This window comes from Photobacterium salinisoli, from assembly GCF_003614885.1.
GTDB classification, from domain to species: Bacteria; Pseudomonadota; Gammaproteobacteria; order Enterobacterales; family Vibrionaceae; genus Photobacterium; species Photobacterium salinisoli.
Genome location: NZ_QZMS01000003.1, coordinates 1 through 23984, shown reverse-complemented (window position 1 = coordinate 23984; position 23984 = coordinate 1). Strand labels below are relative to the sequence as shown.

24 protein-coding genes, 1 rRNA gene and 1 riboswitch are annotated in these 23984 nt (G+C 52.5%); of the genes, 21 read left to right on the top strand and 4 right to left on the bottom strand.

The features are described 5' to 3' along the window. Nucleotides 1-21: 21 nt before the first annotated feature. The 14 genes from gspC (at nt 22) to cysQ (ending at nt 12835) form a co-directional block, all read left to right on the top strand. Nucleotides 22-945: a type II secretion system protein GspC gene (gene gspC / locus D6M16_RS00135; protein WP_120510057.1), complete on the top strand. Its 924-nt coding sequence runs from the start codon at nt 22-24 to the stop codon at nt 943-945. A 38-nt stretch (nt 946-983) separates the two neighbouring features. After that, the gene (gspD, locus tag D6M16_RS00130; protein ID WP_120510056.1) at nt 984-3002 is read left to right on the top strand and encodes a type II secretion system secretin GspD; all 2019 of its coding nucleotides are present in this window, start codon (nt 984-986) and stop codon (nt 3000-3002) included. Continuing rightward, a complete protein-coding gene (gene gspE, locus D6M16_RS00125; RefSeq protein ID WP_120510055.1) occupies nt 3002-4498 on the top strand; it encodes a type II secretion system ATPase GspE in 1497 nt (498 codons plus the stop codon). The genes gspD and gspE overlap by 1 nt, the downstream gene beginning before the upstream one ends. Next, nucleotides 4498-5718 (top strand): type II secretion system inner membrane protein GspF, encoded by a 1221-nt coding sequence (gspF, locus tag D6M16_RS00120; RefSeq protein ID WP_120510054.1) that lies wholly within the window; start codon nt 4498-4500, stop codon nt 5716-5718. Before gspE ends, gspF begins: the two co-directional genes overlap by 1 nt. A gap of 23 nt (nt 5719-5741) precedes the next feature. Then, a complete protein-coding gene (gspG, locus tag D6M16_RS00115) occupies nt 5742-6179 on the top strand; it encodes a type II secretion system major pseudopilin GspG (RefSeq protein WP_120510053.1) in 438 nt (145 codons plus the stop codon). Nucleotides 6180-6187: 8 nt separating this feature from the next. Next, complete coding sequence (gene gspH, locus D6M16_RS00110; RefSeq protein ID WP_120510052.1) at nt 6188-6760, top strand: type II secretion system minor pseudopilin GspH; 573 nt, start codon at nt 6188-6190, stop codon at nt 6758-6760. After that, nucleotides 6760-7137 (top strand): type II secretion system minor pseudopilin GspI, encoded by a 378-nt coding sequence (gene gspI, locus D6M16_RS00105; RefSeq protein ID WP_120510051.1) that lies wholly within the window; start codon nt 6760-6762, stop codon nt 7135-7137. The genes gspH and gspI overlap by 1 nt, the downstream gene beginning before the upstream one ends. Beyond that, complete coding sequence (gene gspJ / locus D6M16_RS00100; protein ID WP_120510050.1) at nt 7127-7792, top strand: type II secretion system minor pseudopilin GspJ; 666 nt, start codon at nt 7127-7129, stop codon at nt 7790-7792. The genes gspI and gspJ overlap by 11 nt, the downstream gene beginning before the upstream one ends. Further along, nucleotides 7789-8808 carry a type II secretion system minor pseudopilin GspK gene (gene gspK, locus D6M16_RS00095; protein ID WP_162940886.1) on the top strand — a complete coding sequence of 340 codons (1020 nt, stop codon included), beginning with the start codon at nt 7789-7791 and terminating at the stop codon, nt 8806-8808. Before gspJ ends, gspK begins: the two co-directional genes overlap by 4 nt. Then, the gene (gspL, locus tag D6M16_RS00090) at nt 8777-10075 is read left to right on the top strand and encodes a type II secretion system protein GspL (RefSeq protein ID WP_120510049.1); all 1299 of its coding nucleotides are present in this window, start codon (nt 8777-8779) and stop codon (nt 10073-10075) included. Before gspK ends, gspL begins: the two co-directional genes overlap by 32 nt. After that, nucleotides 10072-10548, top strand: a complete 477-nt coding sequence (locus D6M16_RS00085; RefSeq protein WP_046221877.1) for a type II secretion system protein M — start codon at nt 10072-10074, stop codon at nt 10546-10548. The genes gspL and D6M16_RS00085 overlap by 4 nt, the downstream gene beginning before the upstream one ends. A gap of 2 nt (nt 10549-10550) precedes the next feature. Further along, nucleotides 10551-11309, top strand: coding sequence for a type II secretion system protein N (locus D6M16_RS00080; protein WP_120510048.1), 759 nt, complete (start codon nt 10551-10553; stop codon nt 11307-11309). Between the two features lie 131 nt (nt 11310-11440). Beyond that, nucleotides 11441-11989 carry an ADP compounds hydrolase NudE gene (nudE, locus tag D6M16_RS00075; RefSeq protein ID WP_120510047.1) on the top strand — a complete coding sequence of 183 codons (549 nt, stop codon included), beginning with the start codon at nt 11441-11443 and terminating at the stop codon, nt 11987-11989. 12 nt (nt 11990-12001) lie between these two features. Next, the gene (gene cysQ, locus D6M16_RS00070; protein WP_120510046.1) at nt 12002-12835 is read left to right on the top strand and encodes a 3'(2'),5'-bisphosphate nucleotidase CysQ; all 834 of its coding nucleotides are present in this window, start codon (nt 12002-12004) and stop codon (nt 12833-12835) included. A gap of 69 nt (nt 12836-12904) precedes the next feature. On the opposite strand, the gene D6M16_RS00065 is transcribed toward cysQ, so the two are convergent. Then, a complete protein-coding gene (locus D6M16_RS00065) occupies nt 12905-13780 on the bottom strand; it encodes a LysR substrate-binding domain-containing protein (protein ID WP_120510045.1) in 876 nt (291 codons plus the stop codon). Between the two features lie 168 nt (nt 13781-13948). Here D6M16_RS00065 and D6M16_RS00060 point away from each other — a divergent pair, with 168 nt between their 5' ends. Continuing rightward, the gene (locus D6M16_RS00060; protein WP_120510044.1) at nt 13949-14800 is read left to right on the top strand and encodes a bifunctional allantoicase/(S)-ureidoglycine aminohydrolase; all 852 of its coding nucleotides are present in this window, start codon (nt 13949-13951) and stop codon (nt 14798-14800) included. An 88-nt stretch (nt 14801-14888) separates the two neighbouring features. Here D6M16_RS00060 and sthA read toward each other — a convergent pair whose 3' ends face one another. Further along, nucleotides 14889-16304 (bottom strand): Si-specific NAD(P)(+) transhydrogenase, encoded by a 1416-nt coding sequence (gene sthA, locus D6M16_RS00055; RefSeq protein WP_120510043.1) that lies wholly within the window; start codon nt 16302-16304, stop codon nt 14889-14891. A 299-nt stretch (nt 16305-16603) separates the two neighbouring features. Here sthA and fabR point away from each other — a divergent pair, with 299 nt between their 5' ends. Next, nucleotides 16604-17236 (top strand): HTH-type transcriptional repressor FabR, encoded by a 633-nt coding sequence (gene fabR / locus D6M16_RS00050; protein WP_027251541.1) that lies wholly within the window; start codon nt 16604-16606, stop codon nt 17234-17236. 20 nt (nt 17237-17256) lie between these two features. Then, entirely contained in the window at nt 17257-17640 is a 384-nt protein-coding gene (locus D6M16_RS00045; RefSeq protein ID WP_120510042.1) for a YijD family membrane protein, read from the top strand. Nucleotides 17641-17708: 68 nt separating this feature from the next. Here D6M16_RS00045 and trmA read toward each other — a convergent pair whose 3' ends face one another. Further along, a complete protein-coding gene (gene trmA / locus D6M16_RS00040) occupies nt 17709-18815 on the bottom strand; it encodes a tRNA (uridine(54)-C5)-methyltransferase TrmA (protein ID WP_120510041.1) in 1107 nt (368 codons plus the stop codon). Nucleotides 18816-18962: 147 nt separating this feature from the next. Continuing rightward, nucleotides 18963-19188: riboswitch (cobalamin riboswitch) on the top strand. A gap of 43 nt (nt 19189-19231) precedes the next feature. Here trmA and D6M16_RS00035 point away from each other — a divergent pair. The 3 genes from D6M16_RS00035 (at nt 19232) to murI (ending at nt 22636) form a co-directional block, all read left to right on the top strand. Further along, on the top strand, nt 19232-21046 hold the full coding sequence (locus tag D6M16_RS00035) for a TonB-dependent receptor domain-containing protein (RefSeq protein ID WP_162940885.1): 1815 nt from the start codon (nt 19232-19234) through the stop codon (nt 21044-21046). A gap of 39 nt (nt 21047-21085) precedes the next feature. Then, complete coding sequence (locus D6M16_RS00030) at nt 21086-21778, top strand: adenine nucleotide alpha hydrolase (protein ID WP_120510039.1); 693 nt, start codon at nt 21086-21088, stop codon at nt 21776-21778. Nucleotides 21779-21841: 63 nt separating this feature from the next. Further along, on the top strand, nt 21842-22636 hold the full coding sequence (gene murI / locus D6M16_RS00025; RefSeq protein WP_120510038.1) for a glutamate racemase: 795 nt from the start codon (nt 21842-21844) through the stop codon (nt 22634-22636). On the opposite strand, the gene D6M16_RS00020 is transcribed toward murI, so the two are convergent. After that, a complete protein-coding gene (locus D6M16_RS00020; RefSeq protein ID WP_120510037.1) occupies nt 22611-23060 on the bottom strand; it encodes an RNA recognition motif domain-containing protein in 450 nt (149 codons plus the stop codon). The two genes, murI and D6M16_RS00020, sit on opposite strands and share 26 nt — an antisense overlap. Nucleotides 23061-23629: 569 nt before the next feature. On the opposite strand from D6M16_RS00020, the gene D6M16_RS00015 reads away from it, so the two are divergent. Then, a 16S ribosomal RNA gene (locus tag D6M16_RS00015) occupies nt 23630-23984 on the top strand; the annotation flags it as partial.

Here is a 23984-nt window from a genome sequence, read left to right as displayed (position 1 = left end):
ATGGATGTAGCTAGGGTAACAATGCACTGGCGTCAGGCAGTGGCGGGAAAACGTATGCCCTCAATGCAGTCTCTGACCCGAATCGTGACCTGGTGTCTGGTGGTTGTTCTGGCCTGGATGCTGGGGCGTCTTGTGTGGTCGGCATTGCAGCCAGTGGAAGCGCCACCGGCCTGGCAGGCACCCAGCATTAAGTCTGGCGGGGCCAATCAGCAGGGGCTGCAAGTCTCTGAATTACTGACACTTGAGCTGTTTGGCCGTTATCGGGCGGATGCCCCTAAGGTGATTCCCCAGCAACCGGTCAAACAGGATGCGCCAGAGACTAAACTTAACCTGACACTGGTTGGGGTGGTGGCGAGTAACAACCCGCAAACCAGTCTGGCGGTGATCACCAATCGGGGTAAGCAGAATACCTATGGGTTGAATGAAGCCATTGACGGCACGCGCGCGACCTTGCAGGGGGTGTTTGTTGATCGGGTCATTATCCGTAACAACGGGCGCGATGAGACACTGATGCTGGATGGACAAAAGTTTGGCCAGAATGGGTCTTCGGCGTCAGCCCCTTCTACTGCACCGGCTGTACGACAGGCACCCGAGCCGACAGTACAGCCTGATTCTACCGAGTCCGAGGGAGCGGGTGACGATCTGGCGCAGATAAAACAAGAGATCATGGAGAAGCCGCAAAATCTCTTTTCATACATTCGCTTATCTCAGGTAAAGCAGGATGACGAACTGATAGGTTATCGGGTTAATCCAGGGAAAAACCGTGTGCTTTTTGATGCTGTTGGGCTGCAGCCGGAAGATCTGGCAGTGAGTCTTAACGGCAATGATTTGAAAGACCCGGCCGTGATGGCACGGTTGTGGACTGAGCTGTCCTCTGCCACTGAGCTGACATTAACAGTAGAGCGTGACGGGCAGTTACATGACATATTGATAGAGCTGCAATAGCAGCACGAATACATTGCGTACATACGCAGGAGTTTTTTGTGAAGAAATGGATGGGTAAGGGCACCCTGTGGCTGGCGGCCAGCCTGCTGTCGACTCCCCTGATGGCAAGTGAATTCAGCGCCAGTTTCAAAGGAACTGATATTCAAGAGTTTATCAACATTGTTGGGCGTAATCTGCAGAAGACTATCATCGTGGATCCCTCTGTCAGAGGGCAGGTGAATGTGCGCAGCTATGATCTGCTGAACGACGAACAATATTACCAGTTTTTCCTCAACGTGCTGGAAGTGTATGGGTTTGCCGTCGTCGAAATGGAAAACGGCGTACTGAAAGTTATCCGTGACAAAGACGCGAAAATTTCTTCAATTCCTGTGGTTGACAGCAAAACCCAGGCGCAGGGTGACGAAGTGGTGACCCGGGTGGTGGCAGTCCGCAATGTCTCCGTGAGGGAGCTGTCTCCTCTGTTGCGTCAGCTCAACGATAACGCTGGCGCGGGTAACGTGGTGCACTACGACCCGGCAAATATCATCATGATCACAGGCCGTGCGGCCGTCGTTAATCGCCTGGCGGATATTATTGAGCGGGTTGACCGTGCCGGTGATAAAGAGATCGATGTGGTTGAGCTCAATAATGCTTCTGCCGCAGAGATGGTGCGCATTGTCGATGCCCTGAACAAGTCGGCCGATGCCAAGTCGACGCCTGAGTTCCTGCAGCCTAAATTAGTCGCGGATGAGCGCACCAACTCTGTGCTGCTGTCCGGCGATCCTAAAGTTCGTGAGCGTCTTAAGCGCCTGATACGCCAGCTGGATAAAGAAATGGCGAGCTCGGGTAACAACCGTGTCGTTTATCTTAAATATGCCAATGCCGAAGAGCTGGTCGATGTGCTCAAAGGGGTATCCGATAACCTGCAGGCCGAAAAGCAGGGTAATGGTCAGGCTGCTGCGGTTGCTAAGAGCAACGATGTGATGATCGCCGCGCATGCCGACACCAATGCCCTGATCCTGACGGCGCCGCCGGATATCATGCGCGCGCTGGAAAACATTATTGCCCAGTTGGATATCCGCCGCGCTCAGGTGCTGATTGAAGCCATGATAGTGGAACTCTCTGAAGGGGCCGGTATTAACTTCGGTATCCAGTACGGTTCGAAAGAAAATGGGATAGTGCAGTTTAATAACTCCAATGTGCCGGTCGGACAGTATCTGATTGGTCTGGAAGAAGCGAAGGACACCACCCGGACCGAGCAGCGTTTTGACAACAATAACAACCTGGTTGACGTAGAAGTTACTGAAAGCGGCGACTTTTCGACACTGGGCCAGGTACTCTCTGGTGCCAATGGCGCGGTACTGGGCTTGATCATGGGTGACTGGACCATGCTGGTTAATGCGGTGGCCACAGACCGTGAATCGAATATCCTGTCTTCGCCCAGCATTACCGTGATGGACAATGGCGAAGCCTCGTTTATTGTCGGTGAGGAAGTGCCGGTCGTCACAGGCTCAACGGCAAGCTCCAATAACGACAACCCCTTCCAGACCGTGGAACGTAAAGAAGTGGGTATCAAGCTCAAAGTGACCCCGCAGATTAACGAAGGGGATTCTGTCCAGCTCAAGATTGAACAGGAAGTTTCTAACGTACTGGGCGCCAATGGCGCGGTTGACGTGCGTTTCTCCAAGCGACAGCTCACGACCTCAGTGCTGATCCAGGACGGCCAGATGATTGCCCTGGGTGGTCTGATCCAGGATGAGACTAACGAAAATGAATCCAAGATCCCGATTCTTGGCGATATTCCTATCCTGGGCCACCTTTTTAAATCCAACAATACCAGCAAGGGCAGAACCAATCTGATGGTCTTTATCAAGCCGACCATTATTCGGGATGGCGTAACGGCCGATGGTATTACCCAGCGTAAGTACAACTATATCCGGGCAGAGCAGCTGTACAAGGCTGATGAAGGCCTGCGTTTGATGCCGGAGACTAAAACCCCGGTATTGCCGAGATATGGCGAAGACATTTCTCTGCCCCCTGAAGTACGGGCATTCGTATCCCGTCTGGAGGAGAAGTGATGGACACTCTGCGCCCGGCTGATCTGGTGCAGTTCCGTTTGCCGTTTTCTTTCGCCAAGCGTCATAAAGTGGTGCTTGAGACGGGTGAACACGGCAGGGTGCTCTATCATGAAGGCCCGTTAAAAGCGGTGGTGCTGGCGGAAGTGCGCCGGGTGTCCGGCCGCAGTTTCCGCGTTGAAGCGCTGGAGCCCAGCGAATTTGAACAAAGACTGACTGATGCCTATCAGCGTGATTCGTCGGAAGCGCGTCAGTTGATGGAAGATCTGGGCTCTGACAGCGATGACTTTTTCTCGCTGGCTGAAGAATTGCCGCAAACCGAAGACCTGCTGGAATCGGAAGATGACGCGCCAATTATCAAGCTGATCAACGCCATGCTGGCTGAAGCGATCAAGGAAGGGGCGTCGGATATCCATATCGAAACCTTTGAGAAAACCTTATCTATTCGCTTTCGCGTCGATGGCGTGCTGCGCGAGGTGCTGACGCCGAGCCGTAAGCTGGCGCCACTTCTGGTGTCCCGGATCAAAGTCATGGCCCGGCTGGACATCGCCGAGAAGCGTGTGCCCCAGGATGGCCGAATCTCTCTGCGCATCGGGGGCCGGGCGGTGGATGTGCGGGTGTCAACCATGCCGTCCTCGCACGGTGAGCGTGTCGTCTTACGTTTGCTGGATAAAAATGCGACCCGGCTGGATTTACACAGCCTTGGTATGACTCCCCATATTCATAAAAGCTTCCAGTACCTGATTGCACGTCCGCACGGCATCATACTGGTAACCGGTCCGACCGGCTCGGGTAAATCGACCACCTTATATGCCGGCCTGCAGGAGCTGAACAGCCATGAGCGCAATATCCTGACGGTTGAGGATCCGATTGAATTTGATATCGATGGGATCGGTCAGACTCAGGTGAATACCAAAGTGGACATGACCTTTGCCCGGGGGCTGCGGGCGATTCTGCGTCAGGACCCGGATGTGGTGATGGTCGGTGAGATCCGTGATCTGGAAACCGCCTCCATTGCGGTGCAGGCCTCTCTGACCGGTCATATGGTGATGTCGACCCTGCACACCAACACTGCGATTGGTGCGGTGACGCGTTTGCGTGATATGGGCATCGAGCCTTTCCTGGTTTCCTCTTCTTTGCTGGGAGTACTGGCGCAACGTCTGGTACGGACGCTGTGCCCTCATTGCCGCGATCCCTATCAGGCAGACAGTGAACAGAAAAAGCTGTTCGATGTGCAGGAGTATGAGTCATTGACCCTCTACCATGCGGTGGGTTGTGAGCATTGTAATAACAAAGGCTATCGAGGCCGAACCGGGATTCACGAACTGCTGCTGGTGGACGAACAGGTACAGGAGTTGATCCATGCTGATGCCGGTGAGCAGGCGATAGAGAAAGTGATCCGTCAGCACACCCCGAGCATCCGTGATGATGGTCTGGCCAAAGTCCGCCAGGGTATCACCACGCTTGAAGAAGTGATGCGAGTGACCAGGGAGGGCTGATGGCAGCATTTGAATATAAGGCCCTTGATACCAAAGGACGTCAGAAAAAAGGCGTCATGGAGGCCGACACAGCCCGCCAGATCCGCCAGCAACTGCGTGAGCAGGGATTGATCCCGGTTGAAGTCAGCCAGAGCCATGAGCGTGAAAAGCGCAAGGCCGGCGGGCGGATTGCGTTTCGCCGCGGGATCAGCACCAACGAGTTGTCCCTGCTGACCCGTCAGCTGGCCACCTTGGTTCAGGCAGGCATGCCATTAGAAGAATGTCTGCGCGCGGTGGCTGAGCAGAGTGAAAAAGTCCGCCTGAAAAACATGATGCTGGCGGTGCGCTCAAGAGTGGTCGAGGGCTATACGCTGGCAGACAGCATGGCAGAATTCCCGCATATCTTTGATCAGCTGTTTCGGGCCATGGTCTCGGCAGGGGAAAAATCCGGTCATCTGGATACCGTGCTCAACCGCCTGGCCGACTACACCGAAAACCGCCAGAAAATGCGCAGTAAGCTGCAGCAAGCGCTGATTTACCCGACCATGCTGACTCTGGTCGCCGTGTCTGTGGTGGCCTTTCTGCTGGCCACTGTGGTGCCGAAAATTGTGGATCAGTTTGTCCATATGGGGCAGGAATTGCCGCAGATCACCCAAGTGTTGCTGGCCGCCAGTAATTTTGTCCAGCACTGGGGACTGGCTGTCGTGCTGGCCATCATACTGCTGATTGTGGGTATCCGGATGGCGTTGCGTCGTCCGGATTTACGGCTGCGCTGGGACAGACGGATGATGGGCGTCCCTGTGATCGGTAAAGTGGCGCGTGGCCTGAACACGTCCCGCTTCGCCCGCACACTGTCAATTTGTACCTCCAGTGCCATCCCTTTGCTGGATGGTATGAAGGTCGCCTCTCAGGTCATGACCAATACCTGGGTGAATCAGGAAATCCTGGAGGCGGCCGATAAGGTCAGGGAAGGCGCCAGTCTTCGCGTCTCACTGGAACAGACTAAGCTCTTTCCGCCCATGATGCTCCACATGATAGCCAGTGGTGAGCGCAGTGGAGAGCTGGAGCAGATGCTGACCCGGGCGGCCGATAATCAGGACAGAGATTTCGAATCTCTGGTTAACATGGCACTGGGGGTGTTTGAACCCCTTTTGATTGTAGTAATGGCGGGGGTAGTGATGTTTATCGTCATCGCGACCCTGATGCCAATCATTGCCCTGAATAACATGGTGGGCATGTAGTTTTCCCTTTTGGAGGTGTTTTAATGCAACGTCAACAACGCGGTTTTACCCTGCTGGAAGTCATGGTGGTTATCGTGATTCTGGGCGTACTGGCCAGTTTGGTCGTCCCGAACTTGCTGGGTAATAAAGAAAAGGCCGATCAGCAGAAAGTCGTGACCGATATTGGCGCACTGGAGCAGGCATTGGATATGTATAAGCTGGATAACAGTGTTTATCCAACCACAGACCAGGGCCTGGAGGCGCTGGTAACTGCGCCTTCGTCAAGCCCTGAACCCCGTAATTACCGTAACGGTGGCTATATCAAGCGTCTGCCTAAAGACCCTTGGGGTAATGACTATAACTACGTGATGCCTGGTGAACATGGCCCGGTTGATGTCTTCAGCCTGGGTGCTGACGGCCAGGAAGGCGGTGAAGAGGTCAATACCGATATCGGTAACTGGAATATGCTGGATTACCGTTAATTCAGCCTATGAAACGTGCAGCTGCCGGATTTACGCTGATTGAACTGATGCTGGTGCTGGTGCTGTTAGCTACCAGCGCTGTGGCTGTTGTGATGACGCTGCCAGCGCCTAAAAATGAGGTGCTGAAAGAAGAATCTCAGCGATTTTATTATCTGGTGCAGCTGCTGGGTGAAGATGCCATGCTCAATGGCCGTGATTACGGTGTCCGGGTTGATCGGCAGGGCTACCAGTTTTTTGAACTGGACCCTAAAGGCTGGCAACCCCTCAAGGATTCACGGTACTTCAGTGAAGTCACTTTGCCCGATACGCTCGGCATGGAAGTCAAGATAGGCAGCGATGCCTGGCAGGACGACGATCGTCTGTTCGAACCGGGCTCGCTGTTTGACGAAGACCTTTTTGCCAGTGAAGAAGATAAAAAAGCCAAACCACCGCAAATCATCGTGATGTCCAGTGGTGAGTATACGCCTTTTACGGTGTCGTTTGATGCCAGTGGCGAGGGTGATGTCTGGACAGTGGAAGCAGATGAAGTCGGACAGCTGCACCTGCTCGAACCCGGAGCAACCCGAGAGGATTCAGAGTAATGTTATTCTGGCGGAAACCATCGTCACAAGCTGGCTTCACGTTACTGGAAGTGCTGGTTGCTATGGCCATTTTCGCGACAGCTGCACTGGGGGTGATGAGGGCCGTTGGTCAACATATCAATGCCATGGGTTATCTGGAGCAGAAAACCTTCGCTACTATGGTGGCGGACAACGAGCTGGCCCGGATTCGCATTGCAGGCGAACGGCTGACTGCCGAGAAGAAAGGAAAATCCGAGCTCGCCGGACGGCAATGGTATTGGTCGATCAAAAGTACGGCAACAGCCGATGGTTATCTCAGGGCCCTGGATATCGTGGTGGCTACTGATGAGGCACTGAAAGACAGGGCGGCGACCTTAAGGACTTACATTGAGAACTGAGCATCGTCAGCCATTATCACGGCACGCGGGATTTACACTGCTCGAAGTACTGGTGGCCATTGCTGTGTTTGCTATGTTCAGCCTGTCGGCCTATCAGGTCATGAACGGGGTTCAGCGAAGCGATGAACAGTCGCGGGAGCATAACCAGAGGTTACAGGACATTCAGCGCGCCATACTGATGCTGGACAACGATTTCCGTCAAATCATCGGACGTCAGGTCAGGCAGCAGGGCAATAACGAGAGTGGCCCTTTGTTGCAGAGTGGCGAATACCTGCTCGACTCTGCCAGTGATGGCATTATTTTCACCCGTGATGGCTGGCAGAACCCGCAGCAAATGTTTCCCCGTAGTGAAATTCTCCGGGTGGGCTATCGCATTATTGATGACAAACTGGAACGGGTGTGGTTTCGCTATCCCGACACTGTGGTAGGCACTGAGCCTTTGGTGCGTAAGGTGCTGGAAGGTGTGACGGCTTTGTCGTTCAGCTACTATGGCTCGCAAGGCTGGCAGGAAGCCTGGTCAGATAACACGCGATTACCCAAGGGCATTGCTGTCACTCTGACACTGGAAGATCTGGGTAAGATAGAGCGGGTGTATATGCTGCCGGAGGCGGTGTTACCAAACACGGAAAAGCAGGATGAGGACACCGCCTCATGAGACAGTCTCCCGCCAGACAGCAAGGGGTTGCCCTGATTGTTGCCCTGCTGCTGTTAGCCATGATGACTTTGCTGGCGGTTCAGATGACAGATCGACTGCAGCTGAATTTTTATCGGGTTGAGAATCAGGTTTTTAACCAGCAGGCTTATTGGTACAGCCAGGGTATGGAGCAACTGGCCAAAGTGGCGATAGAGCAGAGCCTGGCGGACAGCGACACGGTAAACTTAAGCCAGGTCTGGGCTACCGAAGGCCAGAGCTATCCGCTGGATAATGGCGAAGTGCAGGGAAATATCTATGATCTGCAGGCGTGCTATAACCTGAATGCCTTGTCGGGTCAGGCCCCTGAACAGGATCGCAGCCAGAAGCCGTTCCGGGTACGTTTTCTGCAGGCCCTGCTAGAGGAAGCGGGAGCGGAAAGCTATGAAGCGGAAGTGGCGGCGGATTCGGTGTGGGAGTATGTCGATCCCGACGAGACGGTGTACAGCGCCTACGGTGCGGGCGACAGCAGCTATGAGGGTTTTTCACCGGCGTACCTGCCCCCCAGAAATCTGATGGCCGATGTGACCGAGTTTCGCGCGGTGAATGGCGTGAGTGCCACTATGTACCAGCAGGCTCGTCCTTTGCTGTGTGCGTTGCCGTCGACCGATCTGCTGATCAATGTCAATACGATCCAGCCAGCCCAGGCGGCCCTTCTGGTCGGCGTGTTTAGCCCGGAACTGAGTCTGGATGATGCCCGTCAGCTGATCGAGAACCGCCCTTATGATGGCTGGCAGGATGTGGATGCCTTTTTGGCAGAAGGGGCCATAAATCGGTTGACTGAAGCGGCGCGCAAGCAGGCCAAATCTTATCTGGCCGTAACAAGTGATTTTTTTGAGCTCGATGCTGAAGTGACAGTGGATCGCGCGCGATTGCGAATATTAGCCCTGCTCAAACGAGACGGGGAGAACAAGGTGACTGTGGTACGTCGCCGTTATGGAGGAATGAGTGAGCGAGTTTCTGACGATAAGGCTGAGTAGCCGTCCTGACGGGCCGGTACATTGGCTGGTCTGGTCGCCACAGCAACAGGAAGTGATTGCCTCGGGTGAACTGGCTGACACTGATCAGCTGGGTGAACTGGCGGCATACGGGGAAAACCGGCCTGTGTATCTGCTGGTATCAGGCAGCGATGTACTGTTGAGTCAGGTATCGATTCCATCAGGGTCCGGGCGTCAACTGGCACAGGTACTGCCGTATCTGCTGGAAGAAGAGCTGGCCCAGGATGTTGATGACCTGCACATTCATCTGCTGAAGCGGGAAGCCGACAAGGCGGATGTTGCTGTTGTAGGACACCAGCGGATGCAGCACTGGTTGTCGTTATGTGACGAGGCCGGACTGGCCGTACGGAAAATCATTCCAGACTGTCTCTGTTTACCCGCCTTTGACAATAGCTACAGTGCCGCCGAAATTGATGGTCAGTGGCTATTGCGCCAGTCGGCGACCCAGGGAATTTGCGCCGATGCCGAATGGCTGGCGAGCTGGATGATGGCACAACAGGTGCCACTAATCAGTCAGGTCATGGAAGAGGAATCCCCTGAAGCGCAGAGCGCCGATGCGCAAACCGCTGCCGAGGCGTTGACGGATGACGCGGAAGACTCGGTCAGCCAGCACCGAATTCGTCATTTCACCCCAGCGCCATCCGGCATGCCGGGACACTGGCAGGCTGAAGCGCCTGAGCTGGTGATGGCCTTGTTGGCGAAAGGGGCTGATGATACCAAAGTCAATTTACTGTCTGGCCCCTATAAACTGCAACCGACCTGGCACAAGGCGCTTAAGCCCTGGCGGAAAGTGGGTATTGCCGCTGCGCTGGTACTGGGTGTCTTGGTGGCTGAGTATGTGGTGCGTGTGCAGGGTATGGAAAATCAGGCACTGGCCTATAAAACAGAGAGTGAGCGTATCTTTCGTCAGGTACTGCCGCAATTTAACAATATTCCCACCAGCAGTTATCTGAAACGCCAGATGAATCAGGAACTTTCACGTCTGGGTGGTGCGGAATCGGGTCAGGGTATTTTGCCCTGGCTGATTGAGCTGCGTCCGGCGTTACTGAAAGTGCCGCAGATCTCAGTGCAGAATCTGAAATATGATCACAACCGCCATGAACTGAGGTTGCAGGCGGTGGCGGGTGAATTCCAGCATTTCGAACAGCTCAGGGTTTTGCTGGTGGAAGGGTTTGAAGTTGAACAGGGCCAGCTTAACCGTGACGGCCAACAGGTCAGTGGTGCGCTGGTGCTGAGGAGACGTTCGTGAATCAGTGGTTTAAAGCATTAAGCGCGCGTGAGCAGCGTCTGGTGATAGGTGGCGCTATAGCCTTGGTGATCGCTGTGCTGTACTGGGGGATCTGGCAGCCGATGGCACAAAGGGCGGAATCTGCGGAGCAAAATCTGCAGACCGAGCGTCAGCTACTGAACTGGGTCAGCGAGAAGGCCGACGACATCACGGCTTTGCGGGCGAAAACCGGTGCCACCGGCAGTGTCAGCCCGCAGGGGTTGAATCAGGTTGTCAATGAAACCACGCGCCGTTTTCGTATCGAACTGATCAGAATGCAGCCCCGTGAAGAAGCCGTGCAGGTTTGGGTGCAGCCTTTGCCATTTAACACTTTAGTCAACTGGCTGGCTTTTCTGCGTGAGGAACACGGTATTGAAGCGCAGTTTCTGGATGTATCAAAAACTAATCAGGCGGGGCTGGTGGAAGTGAACCGTTTACAGCTGGGACGAGGCTAAGCGTGAGGTACAAAATATTCTTAGGGCTGAGTTTTGCACTGGCCCTGATAGTCAGCCTGCTGGTGCATTTGCCGGCGAGCTGGGTATGGCAGTACGTGCCCAAGATGCCTGGCCTATCGGTGACTGGTATCAGCGGAACACCCTGGCAAGGAACAGCGAGCCAGGTTCGTTGGCAGCAGTGGAATTTGGGTCAGGTTTACTGGGAACTCAGCCCGTGGAAGCTGCTGACCGCCAACGCAGAATTTGCGGTGCGACTCGGTCAGGGCAGTGATCTGGGGCTCAGAGGACGAGGTTTGGTGGGCGCGGACCTCGGCGGCCTGTATGCGCAGAACTTGCTGCTTTCTCTGCCAGCTCAGCAGGTGGTGCAATATGCTCGTCTGCCGGTACCATTGAATTTGGGTGGTAATCTGGAACTGACGGTGCGTGACTACAGGTTTGCGGTGCCATACTGTCAGTTACTGGAAGGCGGGCTGGTATGGAGTGGAGCCAGCATAGGCACCCCGCTGGGTGATGTGGATCCCGGTCAGGTACTGGCTGAGCTGAACTGTAATGACGGACAACTGGCGGCGAATGCCAATCAGGCCTCAGCCCAGGTAAGCAGCGAATGGCAAGCGGGCTTAACGACAGATCAGCGCTATAACCTGAACGGCTGGTTTAAGCCGGGGGCCGAGCTGCCGTCAGGGTTACAGGAACAGCTGAAATGGCTGGGCAACCCGGATGCCAATGGCCGTTATCCTATTCGATATACAGGTCGTCTGTAAGTCAGTGGCTGTACAGCGACCTTGGTCTGGCGGGTTGAGGGCAATCAAATGTATCTGAATACGTATTTTTCCTTTATTTCATGACCGCCATGCCATTTAATAGCAGACAGACCAAGTGACAGGGAAATACGATGGCGGCAGAGAATAAGAAACCGACAATTCTGGCAACCGAGGTGGTGGCACAATCGCGCCTGTTTAAAATAGAGTCTCTTGATCTCCGTTTCAGTAACGGTGAGACCCGTACCTATGAGCGCATGAAACCCAGCGGCCGGCATGCTGTGATGGTGGTGCCTGTGACGGCCGAGGGTGATCTGTTGCTGGTGCGTGAGTACTCTGCGGGTACGGATCGCTACGAACTTGGCTTTCCCAAAGGTTTGATCGACCACGGCGAAACGGCTGACGAAGCGGCCAACCGGGAAATGAAAGAAGAAATTGGTTTTGGAGCCAGACAGTTAGTGCCAATGAAAGAGGTCGTGCTGGCACCTTCTTATTTTTCCAGCAAGATGACGCTGTTTCTCGCGCAGGATTTATTTCCCGAAAAGCTGATCGGCGATGAACCTGAGCCGCTGGATATTGTGCGCTGGCCATTGTCACAGGCCGAAGAATTACTGAGCCATCTTGATTTTGCTGAAGCCAGGAGCATCACCGCTTTGTTTCTGGCCTTGAAGTACTTATCTTAGCAGGAGTGTGAGATGGAGCTGTCGATGCTAATTCCATCCGTGATAGAAATTGCCCGGGAATCGGGGCAGGTGATCCTTGATATTTATCAGCGCGGTCAGTTTGAAAAACAGATCAAGACTGACAATACACCTGTGACCAGCGCTGATCTGGCCGCTCATAAGCTGGTGCTGGACAGGTTAACCGAACTGACTCCGGATATTCCTGTGTTGTCTGAAGAAGATGCCGCCATTCCGTTGGAAGAGCGTCAGCAGTGGGATCGTTACTGGTTGGTCGATCCTCTCGACGGTACGCAAGAGTTCATCGCCGGCAGTGGCGATTTTGCCACAATAATCGCTCTGGTTGAGAACAATCACCCTGTGATGGGCGTGGTATATGCGCCTGTGTCAGGCGTCGTTTACTATGCCTGCCGCCAGCAGGGAGCCTGGAAAATTACCCCCGAGGGTGAAACGGTCGCCATCTCGACCCACAAGCATGAAGGGCCGACGCGCTCGATAGCGGTGGCTATCAGCCGCCGCCAGGATATCCGGGCGATCACCAACCGGCTGGATCCTGCACTGAATTACGACTTAGTGCCGCTGGGGTCAGCGGCACTGAAATCCTGCCTGGTTGCGGAAGGGGCGGTCGATTGTTACCTGCGTTTGGGGCCGACAGGCGAATGGGACACTGCGGCGACACAGTGCATTGTGGAAGAGGCTGGCGGACGCATTCTCAATACCCACCTGACTCCCTTGTCTTACAATGAGCGCCATACGCTGGAGAATCCGAACTTTATTACGCTGGGTGATGAAAGCCTGCCCTGGGCAGATATTCTGACACCGGACAACCGGATGATGGAAGCCAGTTAATACCTTGTCCTGGCCTCTTTGACAGACAGAGGCCAGGGTACGTTTCCAGCCGTCTGGAAAAATCCGGCATCAGACTTCATGTTCAAAAATGCGATCACAGGTGTTGATGAGTCGCTCTGCCAGGGTTTTGCTCAGCGCCGACAGCTTATCTTGGGTATGCAGGGTGACTTCCATATCCTGCACCGGCGGCAGTCCGTCATTTTCATCCAGAATTCTGTGATGTTCAGTCACCAGCCTTCTGGGCAGCAGCGAAATCCCCAGGCCTGCCTCGACGGCACAGCACACACCTGACAGACTGGTACTCACGTAGGCTAAACGCCAGCTTCTGCCCAGACTGTCAAATGTGTGGGCCATTTCATTGCGATACAGCCCGCCGATAGGAAAAGACACCAGAGGTACCGGCTGCCTGTCGAGGTTGTTGCTGTGTAAACTATCAATCCAGCACAAGGGTTCCGGCCAGCTGGCCAACCCCGGCAGACTGCCCTGTCGCTGTTTGACCAGTGCCAAGTCCAACTCGTTATTCTGAAATTTCCGCCATATGTCGCTGCATAACCCACTTTTCACTTCTAAGCGGATACCCGAAAATTCGGTCGAGAAAGCATGCAGCGTAGGCATAATGGCGTGGGTAGCAAAGTCCTCCGGTACCCCCAGCCGGATTTTTTGCTGTTCGGCGCTGACACTGGTCTGCACAACCGCTTCGCTCATTAACTGCAGAATGCGGCGGGCATAATTGAGTACTCTCTCTCCTTCCAGCGTTGCCGCGATGTAGCGGCCTTTGCGGTGCAGGAGTTCGCAGCCGAGCTGAGACTCCAGTTTGCGGACCTGCTGGCTGACGGTCGACTGAGTGAGGTGAGTGCTGTCGGCAGCCCGGGTAAAGCTGCCGGAGTCAACCACGGCGACGAAGCTGCGCAACAGCACCGGGTCTAATGTCTTGTTCTGATTCATAATCTGTTATCAGTGGCTATTCCACTACTTGGCATTAAGTTATTTAATTTATAAATCAAATAGCCATGATCTACAATCAACACAATTCAGAATTGAAACAGCAGCCTCGTCAAGACTCTGTTTATCCATTGGCGCAGTCATACTGCTTTACATGAAAGGACATATGTAATGGCTCGGAATACTTATTATGCCCCCACAGGTGGCCTGCCACCGCAGACACAGATTCTCTCTGACCGCGCGGTGTTTACCGAAGCTTATGCCATCATCCCTAAGGGGGTGATGAGCGATATAGTGACCAGCTTCCTGCCGTTCTGGGACAATACCCGGCTGTGGGTGATTGCCCGGCCAATGAGCGGTTTTTCTGAAACGTTTTCCCACTACATCATGGAAGTCTCCCCTCAGGGCGGCAGCGACAAACCCGAACTGGATGCGGGTGCGGAAGGCGTGCTGTTTGTGGTAGAAGGTGAGATGACCCTGACGCTGGAAGGCGAGCAATATCAGATGGAAACCGGCGGTTATGCTTACCTGCCGCCATCAGCAAAGTGGAGCCTGAAGAACAATGGCGATGCGCCGGTGCGTTTTCACTGGATCCGCAAGGCCTATGAGTTTGTAGATGGCATCGAGGTGCCAGACGCCTTTGTGACTAATGAGAATGACATTGAGCCAACGCCAATGCCCGACACCAACGATGCCTGGGCGACAACCCGGTTTGTTGATTCGGCAGATATGCGTCACGACATGCAAGTCAATATCGTAACCTTCCAGCCCGGCGGCATTATTCCGTTTGATGAAACGCATGTGATGGAACACGGCCTGTATGTTCTGGAAGGTAAAGCTGTATACCACTTAAATCAGGACTGGGTAGAAGTGGAAGCCGGTGACTATATGTGGCTGCGTGCTTTCTGCCCGCAAGCGTGTTATGCCGGTGGCCCGGGCCGCTTCCGCTACCTGCTGTTTAAAGACATTAACCGTCACATGGTACTGAACCCATCACCGGCGTATCGCGGTAACCGCCGATAAGCTGAGTACCAATCGCAAAAACGGCGCCCTCGGCGCCGTTTTTTTATGGTGTGTACAACTCCCCAGAACTTGCTGCGGAGCGGTGCTTTCAAAACAGACGGTTCAGTCCATTCAGGGCAGCAACCCGATAGGCCTCAGCCATGGTGGGGTAGTTAAAGGTGGTATTCACAAAGTAATCTATGCTGTTACCCCCATTTTTCTGTTCCATGATGGCCTGACCAATGTGAATGATCTCTGAGGCCCGTTCGCCGAAGCAGTGAATGCCTAAAATTTCTTTGGTTTCGCGGTGGAACAGTATCTTCAGGCTACCAACGTCGGTACCGGCTATTTGTGCCCGTGCCAGGTGTTTGAACTGCGCCCGTCCCACCTCATACGGTACTTTCTCTGCCGTTAGCTGCTGCTCGGTTTTACCCACAGAGCTGATTTCAGGAATGGTGTAGATACCGGTTGGAATATGGTCAATCAGCTGCCCCTGAGCCTGGCCGGTTGCGATGGCCTGGGCGACGAAACGGCCCTGATCATACGCGGCGCTCGCCAGGCTAGGATAGCCAATCACATCACCTACCGCATAAATGTTATCGGCATCGGTGCAGTAGTTCTGGTCGACGGATAGCTGGCCACGTGAATCCGGCGTGAGCCCGACCACTTCCAGGTTGAGGCGATCTGTGTTACCTGTCCGGCCATTGGCGTACAGCAGGCAGTCGGCTTTCATTTTCTTGCCGGATTCCAGGTGCAGGATCACGCCGTCTTCTGTGCCTTCAATCTTGCTGTAGGCTTCTCCGCTGCGGATCATCACACCGTTGTTCCACAGGTGGTAAGACAGCGAGTCAGAGATCTCGTTATCGAGAAATTCCAGCAGGCGCTGGCGGGTGTTAATGAGATCAACCTTTACCCCCAGACCGCGGAAGATAGAGGCATATTCACTGCCGATCACCCCGGCACCATAAATAATAATGTGGCGCGGGTCGTGCTGCAGACGCAGAACGGAATCACTGTCGTAGATGCGCTGGTGGGTGAAGTCGACATCTTTGGGCTGGTAAGGGCGTGAGCCGGTGGCAATCACAAACTTGTCGGCGGTATAAGTGTCATGGCTGCCGTCGTGATTACGCACACGTATGGTGTGTTTGTCGACAAAGCTGGCTTCACCGGCAATGATGGGGCAGCTGTTGCGATCATAAAAGCCCTGACGCATTCTCGTTTGTTTACTGACTACTGTCTGCGCGTGACCCAGGATCTGGCTGAAAGTGCTGTGCAGTGTGGTGGTATTCTTGCTGTAGAGCGGGTTTTTATTGAATTCGATAATACGGCTGACCGCATGGCGCAGTGCTTTAGACGGGATGGTGCCCCAATGGGTACAGCCGCCGCCTACACGACTTTCACGTTCAATGATAGCGACGCTGAAACCCGCTTTGGTCAGTCCCATGGCGGCCCCTTCGCCTCCGGGTCCGCTGCCGATAATAATCACATCATAGTGAGAAGGAGTCGTGGGGTGTTGAATGCTCATGGGCCGCCTTAATTATCCGATTGTTTCTGTGGTGCGGAGTGTAACGTTTTCCCATCGAAGGGAAAATCGCGACTCCCCGATAGAGCGCGTAGGATCACGTTGTGGCAGAAGAAACCCCCATTTTTATCTCTGGCAGGCAGCAGTTTGTGAGCCGGCGGGGAAAATGACGTTTGTGATTTTGCTTCCACCGTACAGGGCCGTTAGTATTCCCAGCGGCAAAGTGTGGATTGACGCTGATCAAGTGGCTGAAAGCGGGTATAGTGAGACTCAAACTGGCAACTTAACAGAAGCAGGAACCCATGGGGATCAGGGCCCAACAAAAAGAAAAAACCCGGCGTTCACTGATTAACGCAGCCTTTAACCAGCTCAGTGCTGAGCGCAGTTTTTCCAATCTCAGTTTGCGCGAAGTTGCGCGTGAAGCTGGTATAGCGCCCACATCTTTTTATCGTCACTTCAAAGATATGGATGAACTTGGACTAACATTGGTTGATGAAGGTGGCTTACTGCTTCGCCAGCTGATGCGTCAGGCTCGCCAGCGAATTGCTGAAGAAGGCAGTGTTATCCGCACTTCTGTTGAAACCTTCATGGAATTTATTGAAAGCAGCCCGAACGTGTTCCGTTTGCTGTTACGGGAACGCTCAGGCACTTCGCCGGCATTCCGTGCTGCTGTGGCGAGAGAAATTCAGCACTTCGTGGCGGAACTTACTGAGTATCTGGAAGCCAAAGGCGGTAGCCGGCACGAAGAAGCTTATATCCAGGCTGAAGCGTTAGTGACTTTGGTGTTCAGTTCAGGAGCGGATGCTCTGGATCTGGACAGTCAGTCGCGGGCAGAACATGCAGAGCGCTTAATCATGCAACTGCGGATGATAGCCAAGGGAGCTTACTGGTATCGTAAAGAGCGTGAGCGCAACACGCTGGCGCATAAACCTTAATTGAGTATGTTGGTGAAGATATGGACAAGCAACAAGTTAAAGCAGAACGCAAGACCTTAATCCTGTCACTGTTAGCAGGACTGTGCGGTAACGCCACGCTGGCAGTATTTACCTCCAGTGCCGTCGCTTTTTCTATTTTTCCGGTGATTGCTTTTGTGATGACTGTGTATTGTATGTATCAGGACTACCTGACCCGCCCGATGGCGGAAGGGACCCCGGCCATAGCCTTTGCTCTGTTTCTGGTCGGCGCCTTTGGCTATTCTGCCTTTCTGCGAGCGCAGGCACCGGATATGGGCTCTAACTTCCTGCCGTTGATGATCTCTTTGGCACTGCTGCTGTGGGTCGCTTACCGCATGGGGGTAATGAAGCCTAAGTCAAAATCCAAATCTCAGGATGATGCATAACACCCCGGCATTGAAAACAAAAAAGGCGCCTCAGGCGCCTTTTTTGTTTGTGCCGCTTTCGCACGGGATTATTTGCGCTCCAGCATCACCCCTGCTTCCATATGGTGGGTGTAAGGAAACTGATCAAACAGCGCAAAACGGGTAATGCGATGGGTGTGACCAAGAATCTCCAGGTTGGCTTTTAAGGTGTCCGGGTTACAGGAGATATAGATAATACGCTCATAGGCCTGGACCATACGACAGGTATCCTCGTCCATGCCTGAGCGGGGCGGATCAACAAAAATGGTGTTGCAATTGTAGCTGCTGAGATCAATGTTGTTATCTTTCAGGCGTCTGAACTCGCGCTGCCCTTCCATCGCCTGAGTAAACTCTTCAGCAGACATACGGATGATCTGCACGTTATCGATCTTGTTCGCCGCAATGTTGTACTGTGCCGACTCTACCGACGGCTTGGCCAGTTCTGTGGCCAGCACACGGTCAAAATTCTTTGCCAGAGCCAGCGAGAAGTTGCCATTGCCGCAATACAGCTCCAGCAGATCACCTTCGCTGTCCTGGGTACAGTCGACCGCCCACTCCAGCATTTTTTGCGCCACTTCACCGTTAGGCTGAGTAAAACTGTTTTCTACCTGCTGATAGGTCAGTGTTTGATCGTGAACCGTCAGTTTTTCAATCACATAATCCTGATCCAGCACGATTTTCTGTTTACGTGCACGACCGATCAGGTTGAGATTGAACCCTTCATCATTCAGCCTTTGCTTCAGGGCTTTCGCTTCTGCGACCCACTCTTCATTCAGCTGTCGGTGATAAAGCAGGGAAACCAGAATTTCTCCGCTCAGTGTGGACAGGAAATCGACTTGAAACAGTTTATGGCGCAGTGCACGGTTCGGTTTCATCGCATCAACCAGCAACGGCATCAAATCATTGATCAAACGGCTGGCTTGCGGGAACTGATCGACACGGTATTTCTCGCGGGTTTCCTGATTGAACATGATGTAATACAGGTCTTCCCCTTCATGCCAGACACGGAACTCAGCGCGCATACGGTAGTGTTGAGCAGGAGAAGCGAACACCTCCAACTCCGGGGTGTCTACGTCAGCAAACAGCGCTTGCATACGCTCGGCTTTTTCGTCCAGTTGTGCTTGGTAGGTGGCGGGGTTGATAGGGGTTGCTGCCATGGTGTTGCCTCAAAACTGCTCAAAATAAGAGCGCAGATTTTATTGCATTGCTGACTGATGTCCAGTGAAAGGGGGGAGAAAAATGCCAGCCAGATAGATTTGTCATGACTAATAGCAAACTAAACTAGACAATTCCGACCGGGAAAACTAGCATTCCGCTGCGCTGGTTTGCCTGTTAGCAGGCGGGGAATACGGTGAGAATCCGTAACTGACGCGCAGCGGTAAGAGAGAACGAAAGACACAGGGCTGATAGCCAGACACTGTTTCAATAGGCAAGCGCAATGCCGGCCAGTCGAAATGGGAAGTCGTTGTCCTAGGCGGTTGTTCAACCATGCTCTCAAGTCCGAAGACCGACCAGCGAGACAGGCAGTATGGAGACTGCCCAGATTTCAACGCGATTTAAGGTATCCATGACAATGAAAAAAACGCTTTTAGCCGTGGCGTTGGCACCTTTGTGTCTGCAATCCTCGCTCGTTTCCGCCCAGACTACCACTGATGAGACCATGGTGGTGACCGCCAACCGTTTTGAACAGTCTACAAAAAATCTCATTGCACCTGTTTCAGTGGTTACTAAAGCTGATATTGATGCTATGCAGGCGAACAGTTTAACGGAAGTATTACGAACTTTACCGGGTGTGCAGATTAGTACCAATGGTACTTACGGTCATCTTGGCCGCACTTATGTTCGCGGCAGTGACAATGTTCTGTTTTTGTTAAATGGTGTGCGTATTGGCAGCGCCACTACAGGTTTCACGAATGTTGGACAACTTCCGTTAACAGGCATTGAGCGCATCGAGTTCGTGCGTGGTAATCGTGCTGCTGTGTATGGTGCCGACGCAACCGCTGGTGTCATTAATATCATTACCGACTCGCAGCCTAAGAAGATGTCAGGTGAAGTGAAAGCCGAATTTGGCTCAGAGAAATATCAGCAATTAACCGGCAGTGTCGCCAATCGTCTTGGGGATCGGGGATGGGTGAAGGTAGCTGCGAATTTTGAGCAGGCTGAGGGTCAGGATGTTGCCTCTTTTGGTAGCAACGATGACGATGGTTTTCGTAACCGGGATGGCCTGATTGATGCTGGGATTCATCTGAATGATAACTGGACCCTTGCGGGCAATGCATACTACCACGAGGGCAACATCGAGTTTGATGACTCTTTTGGTGGCTCGGAAGAAACCGATAACTTACTGTACAACGTATCTGGCCGTTTGGTTTATGACAACGATCAGTTCAGCTCTGAGTTGATCCTTGCCATGAATCGGGATGAAGCTGAAAATGCGGATCCTTCAGTGACGGGCAGTAAGATTGTTACGGACAGGAATGTTATCAGCTGGCGAAATACAGTACTGGTTCAGGCGCAAACCTGGCTGGGAGCGGGCCTGGAGTATACCGATGATCAAGTTAAAGATTCGAACCTGTGGGATAGCTGGAACCAAGTGTTCAACAGTTATGACAAAGGAGATCGTGATAATAAAGCGGCTTATGTCACTGTCAATCATGATGGTCAGCAGGCTCAGGCCGAGGCCAGCGTCCGTGTTGATGATAACGAGCAGTACGGCACTGAGTTTACCTGGCAGTTGGGTGCAGGTTGGCGCTTCAGTGATGCACTGCGTCTGACGGGTAATGCCGGTACAGGTTTTCGCGCCCCAACGTTTAACGATTTATATTGGCCGAATTTCGGTAATCCGACTCTGGAGCCTGAGGAATCGAAAACCGTCGAAGTCGCATTCGATGGTCAGCTTAATGCGGTTTATTGGCGACTAGCTGCGTATCAGAATGACATTGATAACCGCATTTCCTGTCAGTCAGGAAGCTGTCAGAATGATGATGCACTCATCAAAGGCATCGAGCTGGTGGCCGCTTTTGAAACAGGCGCGTTTGATCATCATCTTTCCCTTGAATACCTGGATCCAAAAGATAAGAACTTGAATCAACCCTTGTCCCGTGTAGCGAAACAAAATGCCAAGTGGAACATTGTTTATAACGCGGCAGATTGGCAGGCTTCATTGAACTATCTTTATCAAGGTGAACGCCAAGAAAACCTTTTTGGTGGCGGTGTCTACGAAATGGGTGGCTACTCACTGTTTGATGTCGCGGCCAGTTATTATTTGTCTGAGCAAGTGACGTTGAGCGGCCGTGTTGCGAACCTGTTTGATAAAGAGTACGAATTGGTTCAGAACTACAATACTCAGGAAAGAAGTTATTACGCTTCTGTGACTTACCAGTTCTAACCTTTAGCCGCCTCCGGGCGGCTTTTTCGTGAGGCGACAATGAAACCGAAGAAAGTGATCGTCAGCTGGTCATCCGGTAAAGACTCAACCCTGACGTTATTACGTTTATTAGAAAACGCTGACTATGACGTGGTTGGCCTGTTTACTACCTACGTGGGTACTGAAGTGCCGTTTCAGGCAACACCCATTGATGTGGTTCGGTCGCAGGCCAGGCTGACAAGCCTGCCTTTGGTTGAAATACCACTTCCTGAGGTATTTCCTCCCAATGAGGTGTATCAATCACTGGTGGTGGAAGCGATTCGCAACAGCGGGCTGGCCGTTGAAGCCGTGGCATTTGGCGACATGTTTTGCAACGGTATTGAGGCTTATCGTCGCAGCTATATCGAGCCGGCCGGCTGGCAATGTGCCTTCCCTTTGCTGGGCGAGAACAGCCAGCTGCTGGCCGAGGAGATTCTGCAACGGGGGATAAAAACGATTCTGACCACAGTGGATACCAGCCAGCTCAGTGGTGAGTTCTGCGGTCAATGGTTTAATCACTCTTTACTTGCCCGGTTGCCTGATGAGGTGGACCCTTGTGGAGAAGACGGCGAATTCCATACTCTGGTGGTTGATGCCCCGTGTTTTTCAGGACAATTGGTGATTGAACCGCTGCATATAGACAATCAAGGACGGTTTCATCATCTTCGCTATCGGATCTCAGTACCAGACTCACAGCAAACTGACGGGCGATAGTTGGCTTTTGCCTGTCAGTCAGTATGATGAGAGTTTCTATTCCGGAGCAGTCAGAAAGACGTTGTGAAAACCATCCTTATTTTTGATTCTGGTGTGGGCGGCCTCTCCGTGTATCAAGAGATATACCGCCAGTTGCCACATTATCAATATATCTACGCATTTGATGATGCGGCTTTTCCTTATGGTGAGTTGGACGAGGCGGTATTGGTTGAGCGTACCCTGCATATTGTGTCGTCTCTGACCACCAAACATAACGCAGATCTGGTGGTGATTGCCTGTAATACCGCAAGTACTATCGTCTTGCCTCCTCTGCGCGCCGCACTGAGTTTGCCTGTGGTTGGGGTTGTGCCTGCAATCAAGCCTGCAGCATTACTGAGTAAAACGAAAAGCCTGGGCGTATTAGCCACACCGGCTACGGTAAAACGCCAGTATACCCAGGCTCTGATTCAGGAGTTTGCTTCAGATTGCGAGGTCCACTTGCTGGGCAACACGCGCCTGGTTGAAATGGCAGAGATGAAACTACGGGGAGCTAAGGTCGATCTGGACGAGTTGACGGGGATATTGCAGCCTTGGTTCCAAACGACAATCGATACGGTTGTACTCGGATGTACTCACTTTCCGCTGATAAAAGAGGAAATCAGTAAAGTGTTTGTCCAGGCCACGAATGTGATTGACTCCGGTAGCGCAATCGCTAGCCGGGTCAATTCACTGTTAGGAGACATAGCCAATGAAAGGTCACCGCAGCGGCAGAATTTTACCTATCATACTGATGCGAGCTCCAATGTTGTGACATTAAATCACAATCTACTGGCTATGGATCTGGGGCAGGTTATCAGTCTTGACTATCCTCGTTTTTAGGATCATTGGCCTCACGCACTTTTAATGTGCGCTGACCAAATTCTTTCTCATTAAGTTTGCTGACGGCGTAGTCAGCATCTTTACTGCTCATGACTACAAAACCGAAACCACGTCTTTTCCCTGTTCGTTTATCCTTCATCAAGCGAACGGCAAAGACTTCCCCGTACTCTGAGAATAAATCTTTGACTTCACTCTCGTTAGCACGATAGGGGAGATTTCCGACATAGAGGGTTTTACTGCTCTGGTTTTCATCACCCGTCATACTTTTATCCTGATTAGTATTCAGGTAATGGTTGGCAAATCCGGATAATACGGCACCCAGTGCGAAAGCTATCGCAGCGGTAGAAGAAATGAAGCTAAATATGATGGCACCAATAAGAGTTATCAGCGCAATGATCATAGTGTGTGAGTTGGAAAATTTCATAGGCAAGCTACAGTGTCATCGATTGAAAAGTTAGAAGGCGATTTATTTAACAAATTAATCACAATAATAGTACGTGCATAGTTTTACGATTACCAGAAAGTGAATGTATTGATCGTATAATGTTGACTTAAGGCGCATATTTTCACATTAGTTGAAATTATGACCGGTTAAACATTTTTTATTAAGAAAAGGGTTGTCAGTCTTTTCCAAGTCTCTATAATGCCGCCTCACCAAGACGGGAACGGATGAAAACATCAGTTCGGTTTTGATGAAAGGCGGCACAAAGAAAGCAAATAAAAAATTGTTTGACTACTTTGTTTGATTCGTTAGAATGGCCGCCCTGTCCAAGACAAGCCAACGGCAAGTCTGGAAAAGCTCTTTAACAATTTGACCATGCAATCTGTGTGGGCACTCGACAATGATACAGTCATAAAAGATTTATCAGTGAACTGAGTGACCAAATGGTAGCGCTTTTTCGAAAGGGTTACCGGCACAGTCAATTCGTTTCAACTTCGGTTGGAACATCAGTAATCACTGAGCCGCCTTTCTTCGGAAAGGCAACAAAACTTTAATTGAAGAGTTTGATCATGGCTCAGATTGAACGCTGGCGGCAGGCCTAACACATGCAAGTCGAGCGGCAGCGACATGAACAATCCTTCGGGGGCGTTCATGGGCGGCGAGCGGCGGACGGGTGAGTAATGCCTGGGAACATGCCTTAGTGTGGGGGATAACCATTGGAAACGATGGCTAATACCGCATAATCTCTACGGAGCAAAGCGGGGGACCTTCGGGCCTCGCGCGCTAAGATTGGCCCAGGTGGGATTAGCTAGTAGGTGGGGTAACGGCTCACCTAGGCGACGATCCCTAGCTGGTCTGAGAGGATGATCAGCCACACTGGAACTGAGACACGGTCCAGACTCCTAC

Excerpts from the sequence above, each read along its gene's own strand:
- gspC (WP_120510057.1), top strand. The coding sequence starts at position 22 with ATGCACTGGCGTCAGGCAGTGGCGGGAAAACGTATGCCCTCAATGCAG.
- gspE (WP_120510055.1), top strand. The coding sequence starts at position 3,002 with ATGGACACTCTGCGCCCGGCTGATCTGGTGCAGTTCCGTTTGCCGTTT.
- gspF (WP_120510054.1), top strand. The coding sequence starts at position 4,498 with ATGGCAGCATTTGAATATAAGGCCCTTGATACCAAAGGACGTCAGAAA.
- gspG (WP_120510053.1), top strand. The coding sequence starts at position 5,742 with ATGCAACGTCAACAACGCGGTTTTACCCTGCTGGAAGTCATGGTGGTT.
- gspH (WP_120510052.1), top strand. The coding sequence starts at position 6,188 with ATGAAACGTGCAGCTGCCGGATTTACGCTGATTGAACTGATGCTGGTG.
- gspI (WP_120510051.1), top strand. The coding sequence starts at position 6,760 with ATGTTATTCTGGCGGAAACCATCGTCACAAGCTGGCTTCACGTTACTG.
- gspK (WP_162940886.1), top strand. The coding sequence starts at position 7,789 with ATGAGACAGTCTCCCGCCAGACAGCAAGGGGTTGCCCTGATTGTTGCC.
- nudE (WP_120510047.1), top strand. The coding sequence starts at position 11,441 with ATGGCGGCAGAGAATAAGAAACCGACAATTCTGGCAACCGAGGTGGTG.
- cysQ (WP_120510046.1), top strand. The coding sequence starts at position 12,002 with ATGGAGCTGTCGATGCTAATTCCATCCGTGATAGAAATTGCCCGGGAA.
- D6M16_RS00065 (WP_120510045.1), bottom strand. The coding sequence starts at position 13,780 with ATGAATCAGAACAAGACATTAGACCCGGTGCTGTTGCGCAGCTTCGTC.
- D6M16_RS00060 (WP_120510044.1), top strand. The coding sequence starts at position 13,949 with ATGGCTCGGAATACTTATTATGCCCCCACAGGTGGCCTGCCACCGCAG.
- sthA (WP_120510043.1), bottom strand. The coding sequence starts at position 16,304 with ATGAGCATTCAACACCCCACGACTCCTTCTCACTATGATGTGATTATT.
- fabR (WP_027251541.1), top strand. The coding sequence starts at position 16,604 with ATGGGGATCAGGGCCCAACAAAAAGAAAAAACCCGGCGTTCACTGATT.
- D6M16_RS00045 (WP_120510042.1), top strand. The coding sequence starts at position 17,257 with ATGGACAAGCAACAAGTTAAAGCAGAACGCAAGACCTTAATCCTGTCA.
- trmA (WP_120510041.1), bottom strand. The coding sequence starts at position 18,815 with ATGGCAGCAACCCCTATCAACCCCGCCACCTACCAAGCACAACTGGAC.
- D6M16_RS00035 (WP_162940885.1), top strand. The coding sequence starts at position 19,232 with ATGAAAAAAACGCTTTTAGCCGTGGCGTTGGCACCTTTGTGTCTGCAA.
- D6M16_RS00030 (WP_120510039.1), top strand. The coding sequence starts at position 21,086 with ATGAAACCGAAGAAAGTGATCGTCAGCTGGTCATCCGGTAAAGACTCA.
- D6M16_RS00020 (WP_120510037.1), bottom strand. The coding sequence starts at position 23,060 with ATGAAATTTTCCAACTCACACACTATGATCATTGCGCTGATAACTCTT.